We start from the raw sequence: 22,428 nt of genomic DNA, 5'->3' as shown, positions 1-22,428 counted from the left end.
TGGTTGAAAGGAGATTTTATGCGATTTGAAAAGAAACATATCTTTTACCTTGTTTTGACCTTTGTTCTCTGCTTTGCTATTCAGGCCAATTGGGAAAAAGGTAGTGATATTATACAAACCGTTGTTAAAACAAGTTTACCATTCCTATATGGGGCTGCTTTAGCATATATTGTTAACATTGTCATGAGTGCCTATGAAAATTTAATGGCACGCTTTTTTAAAGGTGAAAAGTATTTTGCATTACGACGTGGCATTTCCATGGTTTTGGCTTACACTACATTTGTGGCCCTCTTATTTTGGATAATATCCATCGTGATTCCAGATTTAATTGCTAGTATTAATACCATACTTTCCTTTGATACGAGTTCGGTCAAACAAGTTATTCACGATTTAAGTCACAACAAAGTGATTGCAAGACTGATTCAATATGTTGGTGGTGATGCCCAAATCACGAAAACGATTAGTAATTATAGCCAACAATTGTTAAAACAATTTTTAACTTTCTTAACCAATATTCTGACTTCGGTTACCTTGGTAGCCTCCGCCATTATTAATGTATTTGTTGCCTTTGTCTTCTCACTATATGTGCTAGGAAATAAAGAACAATTGTGCCGTCAGGGGAATCTCCTTGTCGACACTTATACAGGCATCCATGCTCAAAGAATCCATTACATTGTTGGATTGCTACACGATCGCTTTCACGGATTTTTTGTAGGACAAACCATTGAAGCCATGATTTTAGGTTCTTTGACAGCCTTAGGCATGTTCCTCTTTAAATTACCCTTTGCTGCCACGATTGGAGTATTAGTTGCATTTACTGCCTTAATTCCAGTAGTAGGAGCTTACATCGGGGTTACAATTGGTTTTATCTTAATTATGACTCAATCATTTTCAGATGCTGTCTTTTTCTTGATATTCATTGTTATCCTCCAACAATTTGAAGGTAACTTGATTTATCCAAGAGTGGTCGGTGGTTCTATCAAACTTCCTGGTATGTGGGTCTTAATGGCCATCACAATAGGTGCTTCTCTCTATGGCATTGTTGGAATGATTATGGCAGTACCACTAGCCGCAACGGTCTATCAAATGATTAAAGATAATATTGAAAAAAGAAAAGCCATCAAAAAGAACCAAGCTTAAAAAGCTTGGTTCTTTTTTCATCAGATTATCCATGGTAGCCACTTATAGGAAAAAAGTGAAAATATATCCTATTTTTTTCGGATAAATAAGTGGAGGTGCATCATGTATTCAATCAAACGTGACAAAGAAAGCTTACTACCTAGGGAAAAATTAGTTCGGCAAGGCGCTGAGCAACTGAGTGATCAAGAATTATTAGCTATTCTGTTAAGAACTGGAAACAAGGATAAACATGTCATGGAGTTATCAGCCAATCTCTTAAACACCATTTCGTCCTTATCAGCTTTTAAAAAAATGTCCATACAAGAGTTACAACAATTATCAGGTATTGGTAAAGTTAAGTCTATTGAACTTAAAGCTATGTTGGAGTTTGCCTTGAGAATTCAATCTTCCGAACAAATTAATCAATACCAAATTCTCTCAAGCTATCAGGTTGCTCAAAAGATGATGCAAGAATTAGGTGATAAAAAGCAAGAACACCTAGTTGCAATCTATCTGGATACACAAAATAAAGTCATTGAAGAGAAAACAATATTTATTGGAAGTGTTCGGCGATCGATTGCTGAACCAAGAGAAATCTTGCATTATGCTTGTCGAAATATGGCAACCAGTATGATAATTGTCCACAATCATCCGTCCGGACAAGTTGAACCAAGTGATAATGATTATCAGTTTACTAAACAAATAAAACGATCATGTGATCATATAGGTATTGCCTGTCTTGACCACATCATCGTTGGAAAAAATAATTACTATAGTTTTCGGGAAAAATCCGCTATTTTTTGTGAGTAAATTCATTGATAAAATATGAGAAGAGTTTTAAATCTTCTTGACGAACTTCTTGCAGTAACTCAGGATGCCATTGAACACCAAGGAAAGCAATATCGTCATTTGTGCTGACCACAGCTTCAATAATACCATCTCGAGGATCTTTAGCAATAACAGTTAGACCATCTGCCAGTTGATTAATGGCTTGGTGATGGAAGGAATTGATAAAGGGTTTCTGACCGTAAATGGTCGAAAGTGGACTGTTAGAATCAATAACGATATCATGATGGAGACTGTCAGAAGGAACTTCTTGCCAATGATTAGGAATATTTTGAAGTAGCGTTCCACCAAGATAGACATTCATTAATTGAAGCCCTCGACAAATGCCTAATATTGGTTTCCTTTGTTTGATTGCCTCTTTAATAATGGCTAATTCAAAATAGTCTCTAGCAAGAAAGAAATCATCATTGATAGCTTGGTTCTCAGCATGATAGAATTTGGGGTCAACATTTTGACCACCAATCATGATGATTTTATCAACCATGGAAACATAGGTAGCCGCGGCTTCATCATCACCAATAGGTAGGAGAAGTGGTATGGCACCAGATTTAATGACAGCATTAGAAAAACCAGCAGGTGCATATGTCCATGGTAGGTCATCTAAAGCAGTATTCAATCTCTGATTGGCGGTAATTCCAATAATAGGTTTTGACATGATTCCCTACCCTAATTCTGAGATTGATTCATGAAATACAGCAATGTTTGCAATTCACTGGTCAAATCAACATACTGGACGATAACATCATTTGGGACTTGTAAATGAACTGGTGAGAAACTCAAAATGCCTTTAATACCAGCCTCGATTAACTGATTAGCAACTTCTTGTGCCACTGTACTTGGGACAGTTAAAATAGCTGTTTCAATATCAGATTTTTCAACATGTTCTTTTAAGGAAGACATGCCATAAATTGGAATTCCATCAGCTGTACTTGTTCCTACTAGGGGATGAGCATCCATGTCAAAGCCCATTGAAATTTGCATTTTATTACGATCATGGAAACGATAGTGTAAAAGAGCTCGCCCAATATTCCCTGTTCCTACAAGTAAAACATTCGTAGTTGAGTGGTCGTTTAAAAGATCAGCAAAGAAATTCATTAATTTTGCTACATCATAACCAAAACCACGTCGGCCTAACTCTCCAAAATAGGAAAAGTCACGACGGACAGTTGCAGAGTCAATCCCCATTGCATCAGCAATTTGTTTAGAACTCGCTTTTTCAATATTATCCGCGTAAAAGCGTTTAAATATTCGATAATACAAAGACAAACGTTTTGCTGTTGCCTTTGGAATAGATTTATCAATAACCATTTTTCTCACTCCTATTTATCATTTTAATATCAGTATCTTTCATGTTACTATTGTAACAAATAGTTTGTGAAAATTGCAACTTTAACCCTAAATTTATTAATTTATAATGCTATTCATTTCATTTATAGTAATGTCTTTCTATTAAATTGCCATCGTCCTATAAAAAAATCACATTTTGTTTGATTTAACTACTTTTAGGGAAGAAGGATAATAACTAATAATGTAATAAAAAATGGAAGAAAAATATGACAAATGATAAAAAAGAACCTGGAACATGATGTTCCAGGTTCTTCACAATATCTTTAAGATTTTTGTTTGAGTAGATAGAAGTAGAGGTCACCATAGGTACCAGTATAGTCAATTACTTGACCATCAATCAGAACTCTTACAATTTTTAGGTAATCTGGTGTCGAAATGTCACAAGAATGTTGTGCTCTTTCTAATTCTGAGAAATCAGGGAAGCTAATGGTTTTTTCTTGTTTACTCTCATTCAAGTAGGTTATTTCAATCATGGATTTGTCCTCCTTTTGTTATATTATAGAACTCTCTTTTTAAAAGGACAAGTGATTGATTTAGACTGCCTCTTTAGTGAAAATATCTCTTTCAACTAAACTATCCATTAAGAAGTAGAACTTATCTTGGAGGATTTTATGATTTTCTGATTTAAAGATATTAACCATACGAAGTCCTGACTTATCGGTTATCGCCAATTTGAAAGCATCAAGTTCCTTGTTAATGGTAATTTTTAATGGGAAACCATCGCCTGAATTGGGAACTTCTTCTAATAAGCGGGTTAATTCATAAAAGCCAACTTTAGTTACCATAAAAGTTGTGTCTCTTAAAGTGTATTTTTTAATTTTTGGAGAAATTGCATATTTGAATTTGCAATTTGGGAGACTAATTTCTTTTTCAAATGCCATGTGAAACTCCTAAAATAGCTGTAATATGTTGACATAAACTGTCAATTTCTTCTAAAGTGTTTTGGTCTGAAATGGAAACCCGAACAGATTCTTTTAATCGATCAGAATCAGATCCATAATAGGCTTCGAGAACATGACTAGGTTCTACGGTTCCAGCAGTACAAGCTGAACCAGTTGAAACGGCAATACCTTCCATGTCTAAACGCGTTAAAAGTAAAGCATTATCTTGATTTGGAAATCCGATATTAATAACATGTGGGAGTGAGTTTTCTGATTTCGAAAGATAGTAATTGCAATCTGATAACTTTCCTAAAAAGCTTTCTTGTAAAAGCTCAATTTTTTCAAAGTTTTCTGACATATGCAAATAAGCTTCTTCTAAAGCTTTAGTCATTCCGATTATACTAATAAGGTTTTCTGTGGAAGCACGCCTTTTCTCTTCTTGATCACCACCATGTAAAAGTTGATCAAAATGAAGGGAATTGCTATATAAAAAGCCAACACCTTTTGGTCCATGAAATTTATGAGCCGAAGCAGAAAGAAAGTCAATTCCCAGTTCTAATGGATTCAATTCTAATTTTCCGATAGCTTGAACGGCATCAACATGAAAGACTGCTTGATGGTCTTTCAAAAGACGAGCAACCTCTTTAATTGGTAAGAGGTCGCCAGTTTCATTATTTGCAGCCATCATTGAAACCATAATGGTATCTGGACGTAAGGCTTCTTGAACTTGTTGGACAGAATATTTACCATCAACAGGTTTTAAGTATGTCACTTCAAAACCGAAGCGTTCTTCTAAATAAGCCATTGTATGAAGAACAGAATGATGTTCAATTGCAGTCGTAATTAAATGGTTACCCTTAGTTTGATTAGCAAGTGCATAGCCTTTGATTGCCGTATTGTTACTTTCAGTACCGCCAGAAGTAAAAATGATTGAACGGTTAGGAACTTTAAGTAGTGAAGCAATACTTTGACGACAGTCGCGGAGAGCTTTATTAGCAGACCGACCAAAAGAGTGGATACTAGAAGGATTGCCAAAAGTAGTCGCCATGTGGTCAGTCATTGCTTTAATGACTGACTCACTTAATGGCGTCGTTGCTGCATTATCAAAATAGATTAAATTATTTGTCATGTGGATGGAATTCAAATAGTGGGCTAAGTGGTTTTCTTTCATGGATACGGATAATCGCTTCCGCAATTAGACCACTAGCAGAAATATAGTTAACATTAGCTGGTTTACGATTTTCAGTAAGGACAGAGTCTGTGATAAGGATTTCTTTAATCGGAGCAGCTTCCAAAACGTCAGCAGCAGCACCTGCAAATAATCCATGGCTAGCTACCGCGTAGATATCATTTGCACCGTCACGCTCAAGAATTTTAGCAGCTTCAGCAAAAGTAATACCTGTATTTAAGATATCGTCAATGATAATAGCATTTTTGCCTGCAACATCACCAATAATATAACCTTCTTCACGTTCAGTTTCATCTTCTGTATAGTCAATGATTGCAATTGGTGAATTTAATAATTCAGCTAAACTACGGGCACGTTTAATCCCAGAGTTTTTAGGACTAACAATGACGACATTTTCGCCACACAAACCTTTATCTTCATAGTGACTGGCAAAGAGTTGTGTTGTGAAAAGGTTGTCGACAGGGATATCGAAGAAACCTTGAACTTGAACAGCGTGTAAGTCAAGAGTTAAGACACGGTCAATTCCAGCTTTAGTCAGCATATTAGCAACTAATTTAGCCGTAATTGGTTCACGTGATTTTGAAACGCGGTCTTGACGAGAATAACCGAAGTAAGGTAAAACAACGTTTACTGAGTTGGCGCTTGCACGTTTACAAGCATCAATCATGATAAGAAGTTCCCAAAGGTTATCATTAACTGGGAAATTTGTCGATTGAACAATATAGATATCATCTCCACGAACAGTTTCTTCGATGTTGATCATAATTTCACCATCTGAAAATTGGCGTGAGGAGATTTTTCCTAACGGGATACCAGATGCTTCTGAAATTTTTTCAGCGATTGGTAAGTTTGAGGTGAGTGAAAACAATTTGATTTGCTTATCAGCATATCGTTCAGTCATGATAATGTTAGCTCCTATCTCTTCGCGTGAATGTGAATTTTCGTGAAATTCCATTCATTTCTTATTTTTAACAGTTCTATTTTAACAAAAAAACAGAAAAATTGCATTTTTCTGTTGATAATATTTTTAATAGTTCAGGGTTTTGATAAAACGAGCAACTTTGCTTTTGGCATATTTAAAATTAATGGCATTGTCTTCCAGGAATTGATTAAAATCAGCTTGACCTTTTTCAGCATCTTCAACTTCAAGTTCTAATTCATAATCGACAATAGATGCATATTGATTATAATCTAGAGCCATTTTCCCGATGTCCGTTTGACTTTCTCGCCGTGTTGTTGTTAAATACCCAAAGTTATTTAATTTACTGAGGTCAATGCCTTCCTTTTCAATGATTTCCTTAATAATTCCATTAGGTAATTGACAGTTTTTGATGATTTCCTTAGCCTGGTCTAAAGCTAGGTCTAGATTATATTCACGATTGCCAACTTTCTCAGGCACTTTAAGGGTTAATTCAGCTGTGTCAGCAAGTGTTCGAATGCGCAAAGACATACGGTGAGCTTTTAAATCAAAATCAGCCGTATCAATATAGTAATTGGTTTGGGTAACAGCAGGAACATGGGTCATTTGATTGAGTAATCGTTGGTACTCATCTTTGGTTAATAAGGTCTTGTATTCAATTTCCAGGTTAGACATGATACCTTCCTTTTGAGCTATTTTATGCTATAATAAATTGTTATTTCAATTTTATATTAAAGTTACAACTTTGACAAGAAAGGAGTGCAATAGTGGCAATCGATTGGGAAGAGTTTTTAGATCCATATATCCAAACTGTTGGAGAATTAAAAATTAAATTACGTGGGATTCGTAAACAGTTTCGTAAGCAAAATCGCTATTCACCTATAGAATTCGTTACTGGACGTGTTAAATCAGTTGATAGTATAAAACAAAAAATGGCATTGCGTGGTGTTCTTGAAGAAAACATTGCTCAAGACATTCAAGATATCGCTGGATTACGAATAATGGTTCAATTTGTCGATGATATTGATGAGGTTTTAAATCTATTAAGACAAAGACAGGACATGACAATTGTTTATGAACGCGACTATATTCGTAATATGAAATCGAGTGGTTACAGGTCTTACCATGTTGTCGTTGAATATCCAGTTGACACCATTGAAGGTCAAAAGAAAGTCCTAGCTGAAATTCAGATTAGGACATTAGGGATGAACTTTTGGGCAACAATTGAACATTCACTTAATTACAAGTATAAAGGCGAATATCCAGAAGAAATTAAGAAACGATTATCTAGAACAGCAAAAATTGCTTTAGAACTAGATGAAGAGATGCGAAAAATTCGTGACGATATTAGAGAGGCACAATTGCTCTTTGATCCAGGTAGTCGCAATTTTAGTGATGGCGTAGGAAATAGTGATGACACAGATGAATTGTACAGATAAGGTGACGCGAGTCGCCATAATAGCAAATGGAAAATATCAAAGTAAGCGGGTTGCTTCAAAACTATTTTCTGTCTTTAAAGATGACCCAGATTTTTATTTGTCTAAAAAGAATCCGGATATCGTCATTTCGATTGGTGGAGACGGAATGCTGCTATCCGCTTTTCACATGTATGAAAATGAATTAGATAGAGTGCGGTTTGTTGGTATTCATACTGGACACTTAGGTTTTTATACTGATTACCGTGATTTTGAAATTGATAAATTAATTGAAAATTTAAGAACTGATAGCGGTGAGAGTGTATCTTATCCAATTCTTAAGGTCGTTTTAACCCTTGACAATGGCCGTGTCATTAAGGCGCGAGCTTTGAACGAAGCAACTATCAAAAGGATAGAGAAAACAATGGTTGCGGATGTTTTTATCAATAATGTTCGTTTTGAAAGTTTCCGCGGTGATGGCATGTCCATTTCCACACCAACTGGCTCAACTGCTTATAATAAATCATTGGGCGGAGCTATTCTCCATCCAACCATCGAAGCCCTTCAACTGACTGAGATTTCAAGTCTTAACAATCTCATATTCCGTACGGTTGGTTCATCCTTAATCATTCCAAAAGAAGAAGTGATTGAAATCGTACCGCAAAGGACTGGTATTTATACCATTTCAGTTGATAACAAAACCTATAATTTAAAAAACGTGGTTAAGGCGCAATATTATATTGACATTAAAAAAATTCATTTTGTTTCAACGCCAAGTCATACCAGCTTCTGGGAAAGGGTTCAAGATGCCTTTATTGGTGAACTAGAATCATGAAATTTGAATTTACTGCTGACCGCAGAACCAAGGTCAAAACACTATTAAAAGGTCATGATATTTCTAAGGGACTTTTGGCCAAAGTCAAATACAAGGGCGGTCATATAGCAGTTAATGGCAAAGAAGAAAATGCCATCTACCTCCTCGATGTTGGCGATGTGGTCACCATTATCATACCTGATGAAAAACCTTTTGAGAAACTCGAAGCCGTCTCTCATCCCTTGGATATTGTTTATGAAGATGAACACTTTCTAGTCCTGAATAAGCCAGTCGGATTTGCTAGTATCCCAAGTGCCATTCACTCAAATACCATTGCAAACTTCATAAAGGCCTATTATATCGAGCAAAATTATCCCAATAAACAAGTCCATATTGTTACACGTTTGGACAGAGACACTAGTGGCCTCATGCTTTTTGCTAAACATGGCTATGCCCATGCAAGATTGGATAAACAATTACAAGTTCGTTCTATCGAAAAACGTTACTTTGCTTTGGTTTCTGGGAATGGGCAATTGCCGGATCAGGGGGAAATCATTGCACCAATTGGACGTTCAAAAGATAGCATTATTACCAGAGCAGTTGACCCAACGGGAAAATACGCTAAAACAACTTATCAAGTTGTTGCTCGCTACGCTGAAAATGTTCATTTGGTTGATATTAAGCTACATACTGGAAGAACCCATCAAATCAGAGTTCATTTCTCACATATTGGTTTTCCTTTACTAGGTGACGACCTTTATGGGGGACGAGTGGATCTAGGTATCACACGACAAGCGTTACATTGTCATTTTTTGCGTTTTTATAATCCATTTACAGAAAATGAAAGCCTACATACAATAAATTTGACAGATGACTTTGAGAACGTTATCATAGATTTACAGAAAAAATAAAATGAGGTGTTATAAAATGAGTATTAGAAGCTTATTTGGTAGTTTACGTGAAAAAGTTGTTGGAAAACATGTGAAAATTGTTTTTCCTGAGGGAAACGATGAACGTGTTGTTCGTGCAGCTGCTCGTCTTAAGTTTGAAGGTTTAGTAGAACCAATCATCTTAGGTGAAGCTGATGAAATCAGAGCACTATTAACAAAACTTGGTTTTGCTGATCAAGATTATACTATCATTAATCCAGAAACATACCCTGAATTTGAACAAATGAAAGAAGCATTTGTTGAAATCCGTAAAGGGAAATCAACAATGGAAGATGCTGATAAAATGCTCAAAGACGTTAACTACTTCGGTGTTATGTTAGTTAAAATGGGTCTTGCTGACGGTATGGTTTCAGGTGCTGCACATTCAACTGCTGATACAGTTCGACCTGCACTTCAAATTATCAAAACAAAACCAGGTATTTCACGTACTTCAGGTGTTTTCTTAATGAACCGTGAAAATACAAATGAACGTTATATCTTTGCTGACTGTGCTATCAATATTGATCCAAATGCTCAAGAATTAGCTGAAATTGCTGTTAACACAGCAGAAACTGCTGAAATCTTTGACATCGAACCAAAAATTGCTATGTTAAGTTTCTCAACTAAAGGCTCTGGTAAAGCACCACAAGTTGATAAAGTAGCAGAAGCAACTCGCATTGCTAAAGAAATGGCACCAAATCTTGCATTGGATGGTGAATTACAATTTGATGCTGCTTTTGTTCCTGAAACAGCTGCTATTAAAGCTCCAGATTCAGATGTTGCTGGTAAAGCAAACACCTTCATTTTCCCTGATTTACAATCAGGAAATATTGGCTACAAAATTGCACAACGTCTAGGTATGTTTGATGCCATTGGTCCAATTCTTCAAGGTTTAAATAAACCAGTTAATGACTTGTCTCGTGGTTCAAGTGCTGAAGATATCTACAAACTTGGTATCATTACTGCAGCTCAAGCCCTTGGTAAATTTGAAGCTGAATAAGAATATATTAAAATAGTGTAAGATGGTAAAACTTTGTTTCCAAAACCGGGTTTTACTTTCTTTTTTTGAAAGGTCTCATATGATGAAAAAGCAAACTGTTTTGGTTACCGGCGCTTCAGCTGGTTTTGGTAAAGAGATTGTCTATCAACTGATTGCTGATGGCTATCGTGTTATTGGTGCCGCAAGACGTATTGATAAATTACGGATGATGGAATCCCATCTAGGGGCTGAGAAGTTTTTGGCTTTACAAATGGATGTTTCTGATACAAAATCTGTTGATACAGCCTTAAATAATCTTCCTGAAAACTGGAAAGCCATTGATGTTCTTATTAATAATGCTGGATTAGCACTCGGCTTAGATAAGGCGCAGGAAGCTGACTTTAGTAAATGGATGACTATGATTAATACCAATATTGTTGGTCTGACTTATTTAACGCATCAGCTCTTACCGCAAATGGTTGAGCGTAATTCAGGAATGATTGTTAACTTAGGCTCTACAGCTGGAACTATTCCTTATCCAGGAGGTAACATCTATGGTGCGACCAAAGCTTTTGTTAAACAGTTCTCTTTAAATTTAAGAGCGGATTTGGCTGGTACCAAAATTCGGGTTTCAAACATTGAACCAGGACTCTGTGAAGGTACAGAATTTTCTTCAGTTCGCTTTAACGGAGATCAAGACCGTGTTAACGCTGTTTATCAAGGGGCACATGCCATTCAACCAATTGATATTGCAAAAACAGTATCCTGGATTTTAGGACAACCTGAACATGTCAATATTAATCGTATCGAAATTATGCCAGTTTCTCAATCATACGGGCCACAACCAGTTCATAGAGATTAACTGAAAAACCATACTATCATAGGATAGTATGGTTTTTTGTATTTATTTCAGTATTAGTATTTAGTAAATTACTTATCATTTAGTCTCATATTTTGTTTTGATTTGGAGAATAATTCAAACAAACTTATAAGTCATCAGAAATAGAGGGGCCAGAGGTGACATCTGACCAACCAACGATAGCTTGAGCAGTTTCTTCTAGGTATTGGGCTAATATTGGTTTCAAATCTTGTACAAGATCCAGGGTACCAATATAATGGCCGTCCGGATCTTGTAGGCCGTAATAAGATTGGAAATAAATATGGTCAGAAGATGCAGTGGGCAGTAAAAAATGTTTGGTCGCTGCTTGGGGATTAGTTTGAAATTGACGATAAATCCATCCTTCAAGTTCCTGGTCATCTTCTGGGAAAAAGGAGCCATTAAATTGGTGGTTGTGATAAATAATTTGACCGGTATGGTCAGATTGACGGACTTGGAAAGGGAATGCATCCAGCAATGATGAGTTTAAACTTTGATAAAATTGGTTTAATGCGGAGCTCAGGGCTAGAATTGTTTGTCCATCTTTTACCTTTTCTTCTGTTATGTAAAAGCCTTTTGAGGTCACCATTTCCGTAAAAAGAAAAAGTGGAAGAGCTTTTTCAATGTCAGAAAAGGCAAAAATGGCTTGATAGTCTTGCAGTTGATTATCATTTGAAAGTGGCGCAAGATCGATTGCAAATAAGTCGGAGTAGGTTTTTGCTAAAATGTGGAAAAAGTCTTTTTGGAAGCTTGACTCTTCCTGATACAAAGCTAGGATTTTAGGTCTATTTTTCATAAGTCCATAGTAGCGATTCTAGCCATAAATTGCAATTAATGTGCTTTAGGAAAAGAGCAGAGGATAGTATTAGTATTTCAGATTAAATGCCTAGAAAAAGAAGAACACATCATAGTATAATCTAATTAATAGATTAAAGGAGCTAGATATGACTCACAAAATTATTTTTTTAGATGTTGATGGAACTTTAGTTGATTACCATAATAATATTCCTCAATCAGCCATTGAAGCAATTCAAAAAGCGCGTGCCAATGGTCATTTGGTTTATGTATGTACTGGCCGTAGTCGTGCCGAAATGCAAAAAGAAATTTGGGAAATTGGTATTGATGGGATGATTGGTGGTAATGGTTCTTATGTGGAACACCATGATGAAGTTATCATGCATCAGTTAATTCCACTTGAAGAGGCTAAACATATTGTAGACTGGCTACATGAACGTGGCTTAGAATTTTATCTTGAGTCTAATAATGGCCTTTTTGCCAGTGAAAACTTCCGAGATGCTGCTCGTCCAGTTATGAAAACCTATGCACTCCGTAAAGGGAAAACTGAAGAAGAAGTTAAGGATCAAGAAGCAGAAGATCTGCTCCATGGACTCGTCTATGGTGGTGAGCTTTACCGTGATGACTTGAATAAAGTGTCTTTTATTTTAAATGATTATCAAGATCACTTGGATTCAGTTGAAGAATTTCCTGAATTGGAAGCACACACTTGGGGTGGACGTGGTGAAACAGCACTCTTTGGCGACCTAGGTGTTAAAGATATCAATAAAGCACATGCTATCGACGTTTTATTAGATTACTTGAAAGCAAATAAAAAAGACACTATTGCTTTTGGAGATGCTAAAATTGATATTCCAATGTTAGAATACTGTGAAGTTGGTGTTTCCATGGGGAATGGTGGCCCCGAAATCCTAGCTATGGCAGATATGGTGACTGATGACGTCGAAGAAGACGGACTCTATAATGCCTTCAAAAAATTAGACTTAATCTAAACAAGCACAACCAAGTCTTTGGGACCTATATGGTCATCCATTGACTTGGTTTTTTGACTGCTTAAATTAGTCAAATTATTTGACTAATAACAAATGAAATATTATAATAATTAAAAGTATGGAGGGCGAAAGGATGAAAGCAATTCAAGTTAGAAAAGCTGGTGGACCAGAAGTATTGGAAATGGTTGAATTGGCAAAACCTCAGATAAACAAAGACTGGTCAGTGGTCAAAGTCATGGGATTTGGCATCAATCGCTCAGAAATTTTTACTCGTCAAGGCCTCTCACCTTCGGTTACCTTTCCTCGTGTCCTAGGTATTGAATGCGTTGGCCTTATTTCTGAAACGGAAGAAAATAGTCCTTTTACAGTTGGCCAGAAAGTCATGTCCTTGATGGGGGAGATTGGGCGAGCCTATGATGGTTCCTATCTTGTGGTCAATTGGGTGGTCAATGGTATTTAGAGGATTTTGATCCCATTATGGCCTTACAAAATAATATCTATCTGACGACCTTTTATTCAGGTAACATTAGTGTCGAAAAAATACAGACCATGCTCGATTTTATGGCAACTATGAAGACTGAAATCTTAATACCACAACTATTCAAGTTAGAAGATATTGCCAAAGCACATGCTTACCTCGAAGCAGGCTCAAGTATCGGGAAAGCAGTTGTTTTAATAGGAGAAGCTTATGATAGCATTAAAGCAGAAGTCTAAAAAATTAGTCAGATATTTAGACCAGGAAAAAAGTCTCTATGAGCGATATGCTCGGAGAAATGGTTTAACCGGAAAAAGTTTGCAACTTTTATTATGGATTTATTATAATCCTCAAGGGGTCACACAGCGTTTTTTAGGAGACAAAACTTTGTCCACAAAACAAGTTGTTAATGCCACAATTAAGACTTGGTTGAATCAAGGATACCTGCTTTTGAAAGAAAATCCTTGCGATAAAAGACAGAAAATGGTTCAATTAACAGAAAGTGGAAGGGCATATGCCTCTGCACTATTAGATCCGTTAGAAATACTTGAAATAAGGGCCTTAGAATCCTTAGACACAGCTGAAAGAGATCAACTTTTGGATCTTTTTAGCAGATATACCAGTGCCTTACAGAAGGAAATGGAGAAAATATGATTCGATTTGAAAAAGTATCAAAAAGTTTTGGTGACAATCAAGTTTTGAAGGAAGAAAGTTTTCATATTCAAGACCGAGAATTCTTTGTCTTAGTTGGTTCCAGTGGTTCAGGAAAAACCACTCTCTTAAAAATGATTAATTGTTTGGTCCAACCAACTTCTGGTCAAATTTATTTAAATAAAAAAGCGCAAAAGGACCTTCCTTTAAGAGAAATGCGTTTATCTATTGGCTATGTTTTGCAACAAATCGCCTTGTTTCCAAACTTGACTGTTGCTGAAAATATTGCCATTATTCCTGAAATGAAAAAGTGGACCAAGGAAGAAATACGGGAGAAGACTATTGAATTTCTCAACAAAGTGGGACTTCCGGCAGAAGATTATTTATATCGTTACCCTAAGGACTTGTCAGGTGGGGAACAACAACGGGTTGGTATTGTTAGAGCCATTATTTCCCATCCTAAGATTTTACTGATGGATGAGCCCTTCTCAGCCTTAGATCCAATATCACGAAATCAACTTCAAGATTTAATGCTAGACTTGCATCGTGAGTTTGACATGACCATTGTTTTTGTCACACATGATATCAAAGAAGCCATTAAATTAGGTGACCGCGTTGCCATCCTTGACCAAGGACAAATCATTCAGTTGGATAATCCTCAAGCAATCATGGAAAATCCCGCAAACGACTTTGTTGCCAGTCTTTTTGGAGGTGAATTAAATGACTAGTATATTGACTACTTTTCAAGACCGTTATTCAGACTGGCTCAAGGCATTAGTGGAGCATTTGCAAATTTCTCTTTTAGCCCTGTTGATTGCGATTATTATTGCTATTCCTCTAGCAAGTCTGTTAAGCAAGAGTAAGCGCTGGTCAGATATTGTCCTTCAAATTACGGGAATTTTCCAAACAATACCATCACTAGCTTTACTTGGTTTATTTATTCCATTTATGGGGATTGGTACTGTGCCAGCCGTTTCAGCATTAGTCATCTATGCTGTCTTTCCTATTATTCAAAATACCATCACAGGCCTAAATGGGATTGAATCTAGTTTACAAGAGGCCGCCAAAGCCTTTGGGATGACTAAATGGGAACGGTTGAAAAAATTTGAAATTCCTTTAGCCATGCCTGTCATTATGTCTGGAGTTAGAACTTCAGCAGTAATGATTATTGGAACAGCAACCTTAGCTTCCTTAATAGGTGCTGGTGGACTTGGTTCCTTTATCTTATTAGGAATTGACCGAAATAATACCGATTTAATTCTGATTGGTGCCATCTCGTCAGCCCTCTTAGCCATCTTGTTTAATAGCATTTTGCAGTACTTGGAAAAAGCATCTTTGCGCAAAATTCTTTTAGCTTTAGCAGTCATCATCTTCGGTCTTCTAGGATCCTACGGGCCAAACCTAGCCGCACAAATGACCAAGAAGTCGGAAAAAATTGTTATTGCAGGGAAATTAGGGGCAGAGCCTGAAATTTTAATCAATATCTATAAGGAAATGATTGAGAACAAGTCAAATCTTAAAGTAGAATTGAAACCTAATTTTGGCAAAACGACTTTCCTCTACCAAGCTCTTAAGTCTGGTGATATTGATATTTATCCTGAATTTACCGGAACCATTACCTCAAGTCTATTGACCAAAAAACCAGCATTGAGCAATGATCCCCTTCAGGTTTATCAGGATGCAAAAAATGGCATAGCAGCTCAGGATGATTTGGTATTGTTGAAGCCTTTTGCTTATCAGAATACTTACGCTGTAGCTGTGCCGGAAAAATTAGCTAAGGAAAAAAATATCAAATCCATTTCAAATTTGAAAAATTATCAGTCACAATTAAAAGCTGGTTTCACCTTGGAATTTAAGGACCGGGCGGATGGTTATAAAGGATTGCAAAGCAAATATGGCTTAAACTTAACTGTATCTACTATGGAACCAGCACTACGCTATCAAGCGATTGAAGCGAATGATATTCAAATAACGGATGCTTATTCTACTGATGCCGAATTGAAGAAGTACAAACTTATTGTTTTGGAAGATGATAAGGGATTGTTCCCTCCCTACCAAGGGGCACCAATGATGTCTCAAAAATTGGTCAAGAAACATCCTGAACTGAAAAAAATTCTAAATCAGTTAGCGGGTAAAATCACTGAAAAAGAAATGCAAGACATGAATTACCAAGTTTCTGTAGAGGGCAAAGATGCTAATAAAGTAGCACATGCCTACTTAGTTAAAGCAGGTTTGCTTAAAAAGTAAACATAATACTATAAAGCTAGGACTCTTAATCCTAGCTTTTTTTGTTTAATACTCACATCTTTTCATCTTTAGACACCATAGGATAGTATTATGAAAGCCTTTTATATCATTGGCTATTTTTTTAGATAATCGTTATACTAGAAGTATCAAAATAAAAGGAGATTTTTTCCATGTTGCATAAGACTTTAAAAGACTTTCCAGAAAACTTTTTCTGGGGCGCTTCAACATCTGCTTATCAAGTAGAAGGGGCAGCTTTAGAGGATGGAAAAGGGCCGTCATGTCAAGATATTAAAGAAATTCCTGAAGGAACTTCTGATTTATCTGTTTCTGTGGACCATTACCATCACTTTAAAGAAGATATTGCATTAATGGCAGAAATGGGCTTTAAATCTTACCGTTTCTCAATTTCATGGACACGTATTTTACCAGAAGGAACTGGCAAAGTTAATCAACAAGGAGTTGACTTTTATAATCAATTGATTGATGAATGTCTCAAATATGACATCGAACCAATCGTAACTATGTTCCACTTTGACATGCCAGCGGCACTTGATGCGCGTGGTTCATGGTCAAAACGTGAATCAATCGACTGGTTTGCTGAATTTGCGACAATTCTCTTCAAAGAGTTTGGTGACCGCGTTAAGTACTGGTTAACCATTAATGAACAAAATATGTTGACATTAGTTGGGCCAGTTATCGGAACGCTTCATGTACCAGAAGGAACAACAAATCTTACTAGAGAGATTTATCAGCAAAACCATCACCAATTAGTAGCACAAGCAAAAGCTATGCAAATTTGTCATGAAATGTTACCGGATGCTAAAATCGGTCCAGCTCCAAACATTTCATTGGTTTATGCAGCGTCTTCAAAACCAGAAGATGTCCTTGCTTCACAAAACTTAAATGCTATTCGTAACTGGTTATATTTAGATGCTGCAGTGTATGGTGTCTACAATTCATTAGTTTGGGCATATTTGGAAGAACAAGATGCAACGCCAGAAGTAACAGCAGATGATGTGGCAACTATGCGTGCTGGTAAGCCTGATTTCATTGGCTTTAATTACTACAATACAGCTACAGTTGCTGCTTCGGATGGAACTGAATCAATGGACCCAGGTGCTGACCAACAAACACAACGTGGTGAGGCTGGTTTCTACCGTGGTGTCGATAATCCAAACCTTCCTAAAACAGAATTTGGTTGGGAAATTGACCCGATGGGCTTTCGTGCGACTATGCGTGAAATGTATAGCCGTTACCGATTACCAATGTTGGTAACTGAAAATGGACTTGGTGCTTATGACACCTTAACTGAAGATGGTAAAGTACATGACCAATACCGGATTAATTACTTACGTGCTCATATTGAACAAATTCAATTAGCTATTAGTGATGGTGTTGAAATGTTAGGTTACAACCCTTGGTCAGCAATTGACTTGATTTCAACGCATGAAGGTATTAAAAAACGTTATGGCTTCATTTATGTTGACCGTGATGAGTTCGATTTAAAGACCTTAAAACGTTACCGTAAAGATTCCTTCCATTGGTATAAAAAGGTTATTGCATCTAATGGTCAAGATTTGACTGATTAAACTTTAATAAGAAATCCTTTCTCAATGTGAGGGAGGATTTTCTTATAGGTAAAAACCGAACAATAAAAAATATATTTTAGATTAAATTGACAAAAAAATGACGTTGGTTTAAAATATGTTAAGGAAGGGTAAGTTTTTACCTAGCGATGTCTCTATTTAGAGATTATAGGAAGGTCATTTTATTTAAAGAATGGAAGTCAATTCTATTGTCTTTTAAAAGGAGAATCCCTATGTTTAATGACATGCCTGTTTTTGATTACGAAGATATTCAATTAATTCCTAATAAGTGTATTATTAATAGCCGGTCAGAAGCAGATACTAGTGTCAAACTTGGTAACTATAGCTTTAAATTACCAGTTATCCTTGCTAATATGCAAACTATTATAGATGAAGATATTGCTGAGCAATTAGCTAAAGATGGGTACTTCTACATCATGCATCGTTTTGATGAAGAAAACCGCAAACCATTTATTAAACGGATGCATGAGCAAAACTTAATTGCTTCGATTTCTGTAGGTGTAAAAGCTTATGAGTATGAATTTGTAACTTCACTAAAAGAAGATGCTCCAGAATTTATAACCATTGATATTGCTCATGGCCATGCTAACAGCGTTATTGAGATGATTAAACACATCAAAAAAGAATTACCAGAAACATTTGTTATTGCTGGTAATGTTGGAACACCTGAAGCGGTTCGTGAATTAGAAAATGCTGGTGCTGATGCTACTAAAGTTGGTATTGGTCCAGGTAAAGTATGTATTACAAAAGTTAAAACTGGTTTTGGTACTGGTGGATGGCAATTAGCGGCCTTACGATGGTGTGCTAAAGCTGCCCGTAAACCTATTATTGCTGACGGTGGTATCCGTACTCATGGTGATATCGCAAAATCTATTCGTTTTGGTGCAAGCATGGTTATGATCGGTTCATTATTTGCAGGTCACTTAGAAAGTCCTGGTAAATTAGTAGAAATCGATGGCGAAACCTTTAAAGAATATTATGGTTCTGCCTCTGAATACCAAAAAGGTGAACATAAAAATGTTGAAGGTAAAAAAATTCTTTTACCTACCAAAGGACATTTGGCAGATACATTAACAGAAATGAAACAAGACCTCCAATCGTCAATTTCATATGCCGGTGGTAAAGATTTAGATGATTTACGCCGTGTTGATTATGTTATTGTTAAAAATTCAATTTGGAATGGTGATTCCATTTAAAAAGAGTCTTGAAATTTAAAAAAATAGTGATAAACTAGTTTTTATAAAAAATTTAATAAACTACTTATTTATACTGTGAATTGGCGCAGTGTTTCTACAAGACACCGTAATGTCTAACAATAAGTAAGCGAAAAGCTTGCTTGGTATTTATACCTTGCAAAATAGGAGGGGTAGTGACCTCCTATTTTGCGGCAGGCTTTTTTATTTTTGAAAGAGGTATCCATGAAATTATTGGAAGAACGTATTCTTAAAGATGGTAACATTTTAGGAGATAACATCTTAAAAGTTGACATTTTTTTAACTCACCAAGTGGATTTTCAGCTCATGCAGGAAATTGGCCAGGTTTTTGCTGATTCTTATGCTCAAGCAGGCATTACCAAGGTGGTCACCATTGAAGCTTCAGGGATTGCACCAGCCATTTACAGTGCCCAAGCTCTTAATGTTCCGATGATCTTTGCTAAAAAGCATAAGAATATTACCATGACTGAAGGTATTTTAACAGCTGAAGTCTACTCATTTACCAAGCAGGTTACAAGTACCGTTTCAATTGCCAGCAAATTTCTGTCAAAAGATGATAAGGTATTGATTATTGATGACTTTTTGGCCAATGGCCAAGCAGCAAAAGGCTTGATTGAGATCATTACACAAGCTGGATCTCAGGTAGTTGGTGTCGGCATTGTCATCGAAAAATCATTTCAAGATGGTCGTCAAGTATTGGAAGATATGGGGGTTCAAGTCACATCCCTTGCCCGCATTAAAAATTTCGAAAATGGTCAATTAAACTTTATGGAGGCTGACGCATAATGGCATCACAAGAACAACATTCACATTCCCAATCAGCAGTATTAGGATTACAACACCTCTTATCAATGTATGCTGGCTCAATCCTAGTACCAATCATGATTGCTGGTGCCATCGGCTATTCACCAAAAGAATTAACATATTTAATTTCAACTGATATCTTTATGTGTGGTGTCGCAACTTTCTTGCAGTTGCAATTAAATAAGTACTTCGGCGTTGGTTTACCAGTTGTCCTAGGCTGTGCCTTCCAATCAGTTGCGCCTTTATCAATCATTGGTGCAAAACAAGGTTCTGGTGCCATGTTTGGTGCCTTAATTGCCTCAGGTCTTTTCGTTATTCTGATTGCAGGTGTATTCTCTAAAATTGCTCGTTTCTTCCCAGCAATTGTTACAGGATCTGTTATCACTACAATCGGACTTTCCTTGATTCCAGTTGCCATGGGTAATATGGGTAATAATGCTCCTAAACCAACTATGCAAAGTGTTATCCTAGCTATGATTACTGTTGTCATCATTCTAGCTGTTCAAAAATTTGCGACAGGATTTATTAAATCAATTGCCATTTTAATTGGACTTGTTTCAGGAACATTCATTGCAGCTCTTATTGGTGTGGTTGACACTGCAGCTGTTAGCAATGCACCATGGGTTCACGTTCCAACGCCATTTTACTTTGGTGCCCCTAAATTTGAGATCACTTCAATTGTTATGATGTGTATTATTGCCATCGTTTCAATGGTAGAATCAACTGGTGTTTATTTAGCCTTATCAGATATTACAGGTGACCAATTAGATAGTCAACGTCTCCGTAACGGATACCGTGCAGAAGGTATGGCCGTTTTACTTGGTGGTATCTTTAATACCTTCCCTTATACTGGCTTCTCACAAAATGTTGGTTTAGTACGTCTTTCAGGTATTAAAACACGTCGACCAATTTACTATACAGCTGGTTTCCTAGTATTTATCGGTTTGTTACCTAAATTTGGCGCAATGGCTCAAATTATTCCCAACCCAGTCCTTGGTGGCGCAATGTTAGTCCTCTTTGGTATGGTAGCTCTTCAAGGGATGCAAATGCTCAACCGTGTTGATTTTGCTAATAACGAAGCTAACTTTATTATTGCAGCAGTTTCTATTTCAGCCGGTGTTGGTTTTAACGGAACAAACTTATTTGCTAGTTTACCAACAACTGCTAATATGTTCTTAACAAACGGGATTGTTATTGCAACAGTAACAGCAGTAGTTCTTAATTTAATCTTTAATGGCAGCAAAAAGGATTAATCCAAATTAGTTGAAAGACTCTTAAGAGCCTTTTTAGATAAAAACACCTCTGAACAGTATGATTCAGAGGTGTTTCTTACTTTCTATTTAAGAATGGTAAGTAAAGGTAAAGCTATTTTTTATGCCATTTGTGATTGCCACTCGCTTATCCTTGGTCACAATAATTCCTTCAATGTCAGGATGGTGGTTTATGAGGTTATAGACAGTCATGCTATCTAGACCAAATAGACGCGTGGTCCAGATTTCGCAGTCAAGGGACGAATCAGCGACTATTGTTAGACTGGCCATATCTGTTTCAATGGGGAAACCAGTTTCTCGGTTGAAGATGTGGTGGTATTCTTTTTCACCAACTTTGAGGCGTCTTTCATAGATACCAGAAGTGACTACGGATTGGTTTGATACTTTGAGAATACCTAAGTTGTGTCCACGTTCTTTTTCGGGTTCCTGGATACCAATGTAATAGAGACCGTCGGGTCTTTTATGATTGTTACCTTGGACTAATACGTTTCCGCCAAGATTAATCAAGGCATTTTCGATACCATCTTTTATTAAATAGTTCATAATCTTATCAGCAATGTAGCCTTTGGCTAAAGCGCCTAAGTCAATTTTCATTCCCTCTTCCGCTAGAAAAATTGACTGTTTTAAGGAATCAATATCAATCTTACTGGCATCGGTCAAGCTTAATTTCTCAGTAATTTCTTGCTGACTTGGGACTTTTGCATCAGAAAACCCAATACGCCAAGTTTGAACTAAAGGACCAATAGCAATGTTTAAATTACTTGGTAGAGCTAAGCTATGTGCCTTACCAATTTGAGTTAATTCTAACAAATCTGGGTGAACCTTAACGGCATCTTTTCCAGCAGCCAGATTGATTGCCATCAGTTCGGAATCCATGTCATTGGCACTAAAACGGTTTTTGTATGTCTCAAAGAGTTGGCACACTTTTTCCATTTGTTTGGATGCAGTAGCTGACTTAATCTGGATATCAATGACAGTACCCATCATATGTAACTGTTTAGTGAGATACATATCTGAGCTCCTTTCTCTTTATAGAAAAAAAGGGGTCAAATCCTAT

General features: G+C 36.5%; 24 protein-coding genes, 1 pseudogene and 1 riboswitch. Of the genes and pseudogenes, 16 read left to right on the top strand and 9 right to left on the bottom strand.

Features of this window, described 5'->3' with window-relative positions; translation table 11 throughout:
- Positions 1-18: 18 nt before the first annotated feature.
- Positions 19-1,140: an AI-2E family transporter gene (locus tag A9Q68_RS03080; protein ID WP_071793223.1), complete on the top strand. Its 1,122-nt coding sequence runs from the start codon at positions 19-21 to the stop codon at positions 1,138-1,140.
- Between the two features lie 102 nt (positions 1,141-1,242).
- The gene (gene radC, locus A9Q68_RS03075; RefSeq protein ID WP_071793222.1) at positions 1,243-1,929 is read left to right on the top strand and encodes a RadC family protein; all 687 of its coding nucleotides are present in this window, start codon (positions 1,243-1,245) and stop codon (positions 1,927-1,929) included.
- Here radC and A9Q68_RS03070 read toward each other — a convergent pair.
- From A9Q68_RS03070 to A9Q68_RS03040, 7 genes are all read right to left on the bottom strand, one after another.
- On the bottom strand, positions 1,913-2,620 hold the full coding sequence (locus A9Q68_RS03070; RefSeq protein WP_071793221.1) for a gamma-glutamyl-gamma-aminobutyrate hydrolase family protein: 708 nt from the start codon (positions 2,618-2,620) through the stop codon (positions 1,913-1,915). The genes radC and A9Q68_RS03070 overlap by 17 nt on opposite strands.
- Before the next feature lie 11 nt (positions 2,621-2,631).
- Complete coding sequence (locus A9Q68_RS03065; RefSeq protein WP_071793220.1) at positions 2,632-3,273, bottom strand: redox-sensing transcriptional repressor Rex; 642 nt, start codon at positions 3,271-3,273, stop codon at positions 2,632-2,634.
- A 302-nt stretch (positions 3,274-3,575) separates the two neighbouring features.
- A complete protein-coding gene (locus tag A9Q68_RS03060) occupies positions 3,576-3,785 on the bottom strand; it encodes a DUF4649 family protein (protein WP_071793219.1) in 210 nt (69 codons plus the stop codon).
- Positions 3,786-3,845: 60 nt separating this feature from the next.
- Positions 3,846-4,193, bottom strand: a complete 348-nt coding sequence (locus A9Q68_RS03055; protein ID WP_071793218.1) for a DUF1831 domain-containing protein — start codon at positions 4,191-4,193, stop codon at positions 3,846-3,848.
- Positions 4,183-5,322, bottom strand: coding sequence for a cysteine desulfurase family protein (locus A9Q68_RS03050; RefSeq protein WP_071793217.1), 1,140 nt, complete (start codon positions 5,320-5,322; stop codon positions 4,183-4,185). The genes A9Q68_RS03055 and A9Q68_RS03050 overlap by 11 nt, the downstream gene beginning before the upstream one ends.
- Positions 5,312-6,283 (bottom strand): ribose-phosphate diphosphokinase, encoded by a 972-nt coding sequence (locus A9Q68_RS03045; RefSeq protein ID WP_071793216.1) that lies wholly within the window; start codon positions 6,281-6,283, stop codon positions 5,312-5,314. The genes A9Q68_RS03050 and A9Q68_RS03045 overlap by 11 nt, the downstream gene beginning before the upstream one ends.
- Positions 6,284-6,409: 126 nt before the next feature.
- Entirely contained in the window at positions 6,410-6,976 is a 567-nt protein-coding gene (locus A9Q68_RS03040; protein ID WP_071793215.1) for a CYTH domain-containing protein, read from the bottom strand.
- A 92-nt stretch (positions 6,977-7,068) separates the two neighbouring features.
- Here A9Q68_RS03040 and yjbM point away from each other — a divergent pair, with 92 nt between their 5' ends.
- The 5 genes from yjbM to A9Q68_RS03015 all read left to right on the top strand — a co-directional run bounded on the left by yjbM (position 7,069) and on the right by A9Q68_RS03015 (position 11,300).
- The gene (yjbM, locus tag A9Q68_RS03035; RefSeq protein WP_071793214.1) at positions 7,069-7,740 is read left to right on the top strand and encodes a GTP diphosphokinase; all 672 of its coding nucleotides are present in this window, start codon (positions 7,069-7,071) and stop codon (positions 7,738-7,740) included.
- Complete coding sequence (locus tag A9Q68_RS03030; protein ID WP_071793213.1) at positions 7,715-8,551, top strand: NAD kinase; 837 nt, start codon at positions 7,715-7,717, stop codon at positions 8,549-8,551. The genes yjbM and A9Q68_RS03030 overlap by 26 nt, the downstream gene beginning before the upstream one ends.
- Positions 8,548-9,441 (top strand): RluA family pseudouridine synthase, encoded by an 894-nt coding sequence (locus tag A9Q68_RS03025; RefSeq protein ID WP_071793212.1) that lies wholly within the window; start codon positions 8,548-8,550, stop codon positions 9,439-9,441. The genes A9Q68_RS03030 and A9Q68_RS03025 overlap by 4 nt, the downstream gene beginning before the upstream one ends.
- A 16-nt stretch (positions 9,442-9,457) precedes the next feature.
- On the top strand, positions 9,458-10,459 hold the full coding sequence (gene pta, locus A9Q68_RS03020) for a phosphate acetyltransferase (protein ID WP_071793211.1): 1,002 nt from the start codon (positions 9,458-9,460) through the stop codon (positions 10,457-10,459).
- Positions 10,460-10,541: 82 nt separating this feature from the next.
- Entirely contained in the window at positions 10,542-11,300 is a 759-nt protein-coding gene (locus A9Q68_RS03015; protein WP_071793210.1) for an SDR family NAD(P)-dependent oxidoreductase, read from the top strand.
- A 124-nt stretch (positions 11,301-11,424) separates the two neighbouring features.
- On the opposite strand, the gene A9Q68_RS03010 is transcribed toward A9Q68_RS03015, so the two are convergent.
- A complete protein-coding gene (locus A9Q68_RS03010) occupies positions 11,425-12,111 on the bottom strand; it encodes a hypothetical protein (protein ID WP_071793209.1) in 687 nt (228 codons plus the stop codon).
- Positions 12,112-12,259: 148 nt separating this feature from the next.
- On the opposite strand from A9Q68_RS03010, the gene A9Q68_RS03005 reads away from it, so the two are divergent.
- The 9 genes and pseudogenes from A9Q68_RS03005 to A9Q68_RS02960 all read left to right on the top strand — a co-directional run bounded on the left by A9Q68_RS03005 (position 12,260) and on the right by A9Q68_RS02960 (position 21,353).
- Entirely contained in the window at positions 12,260-13,102 is an 843-nt protein-coding gene (locus A9Q68_RS03005) for a Cof-type HAD-IIB family hydrolase (RefSeq protein WP_071793208.1), read from the top strand.
- A gap of 133 nt (positions 13,103-13,235) precedes the next feature.
- A pseudogene (locus tag A9Q68_RS10545) lies at positions 13,236-13,816 on the top strand (alcohol dehydrogenase catalytic domain-containing protein).
- On the top strand, positions 13,791-14,231 hold the full coding sequence (locus tag A9Q68_RS02990; protein ID WP_071793205.1) for a MarR family winged helix-turn-helix transcriptional regulator: 441 nt from the start codon (positions 13,791-13,793) through the stop codon (positions 14,229-14,231). Before A9Q68_RS10545 ends, A9Q68_RS02990 begins: the two are co-directional and overlap by 26 nt.
- The gene (locus A9Q68_RS02985; RefSeq protein ID WP_071793204.1) at positions 14,228-14,956 is read left to right on the top strand and encodes an ABC transporter ATP-binding protein; all 729 of its coding nucleotides are present in this window, start codon (positions 14,228-14,230) and stop codon (positions 14,954-14,956) included. Before A9Q68_RS02990 ends, A9Q68_RS02985 begins: the two co-directional genes overlap by 4 nt.
- Positions 14,949-16,475, top strand: a complete 1,527-nt coding sequence (locus A9Q68_RS02980; RefSeq protein WP_071793203.1) for an ABC transporter permease/substrate-binding protein — start codon at positions 14,949-14,951, stop codon at positions 16,473-16,475. Before A9Q68_RS02985 ends, A9Q68_RS02980 begins: the two co-directional genes overlap by 8 nt.
- 170 nt (positions 16,476-16,645) lie before the next feature.
- On the top strand, positions 16,646-18,064 hold the full coding sequence (locus A9Q68_RS02975; RefSeq protein WP_071793202.1) for a glycoside hydrolase family 1 protein: 1,419 nt from the start codon (positions 16,646-16,648) through the stop codon (positions 18,062-18,064).
- Positions 18,065-18,294: 230 nt separating this feature from the next.
- Positions 18,295-19,278, top strand: a complete 984-nt coding sequence (gene guaC / locus A9Q68_RS02970) for a GMP reductase (protein WP_071793201.1) — start codon at positions 18,295-18,297, stop codon at positions 19,276-19,278.
- A 44-nt stretch (positions 19,279-19,322) separates the two neighbouring features.
- A riboswitch (purine riboswitch) is annotated at positions 19,323-19,418 on the top strand.
- A gap of 82 nt (positions 19,419-19,500) precedes the next feature.
- Positions 19,501-20,082, top strand: a complete 582-nt coding sequence (locus A9Q68_RS02965; RefSeq protein ID WP_071793200.1) for a xanthine phosphoribosyltransferase — start codon at positions 19,501-19,503, stop codon at positions 20,080-20,082.
- The gene (locus A9Q68_RS02960; protein ID WP_071793198.1) at positions 20,082-21,353 is read left to right on the top strand and encodes a nucleobase:cation symporter-2 family protein; all 1,272 of its coding nucleotides are present in this window, start codon (positions 20,082-20,084) and stop codon (positions 21,351-21,353) included. The genes A9Q68_RS02965 and A9Q68_RS02960 overlap by 1 nt, the downstream gene beginning before the upstream one ends.
- An 87-nt stretch (positions 21,354-21,440) precedes the next feature.
- Here A9Q68_RS02960 and A9Q68_RS02955 read toward each other — a convergent pair whose 3' ends face one another.
- Positions 21,441-22,382: an FAD:protein FMN transferase gene (locus A9Q68_RS02955; protein WP_071793196.1), complete on the bottom strand. Its 942-nt coding sequence runs from the start codon at positions 22,380-22,382 to the stop codon at positions 21,441-21,443.
- Positions 22,383-22,428 lie beyond the last annotated feature (46 nt).

It is taken from the genome of Streptococcus bovimastitidis, from assembly GCF_001885095.1.
Classification (GTDB): domain Bacteria; phylum Bacillota; class Bacilli; order Lactobacillales; family Streptococcaceae; genus Streptococcus; species Streptococcus bovimastitidis.
The sequence above is the reverse complement of the archived record's forward strand: the minus strand, read 5'-3'. Positions and strand labels throughout refer to the sequence as shown.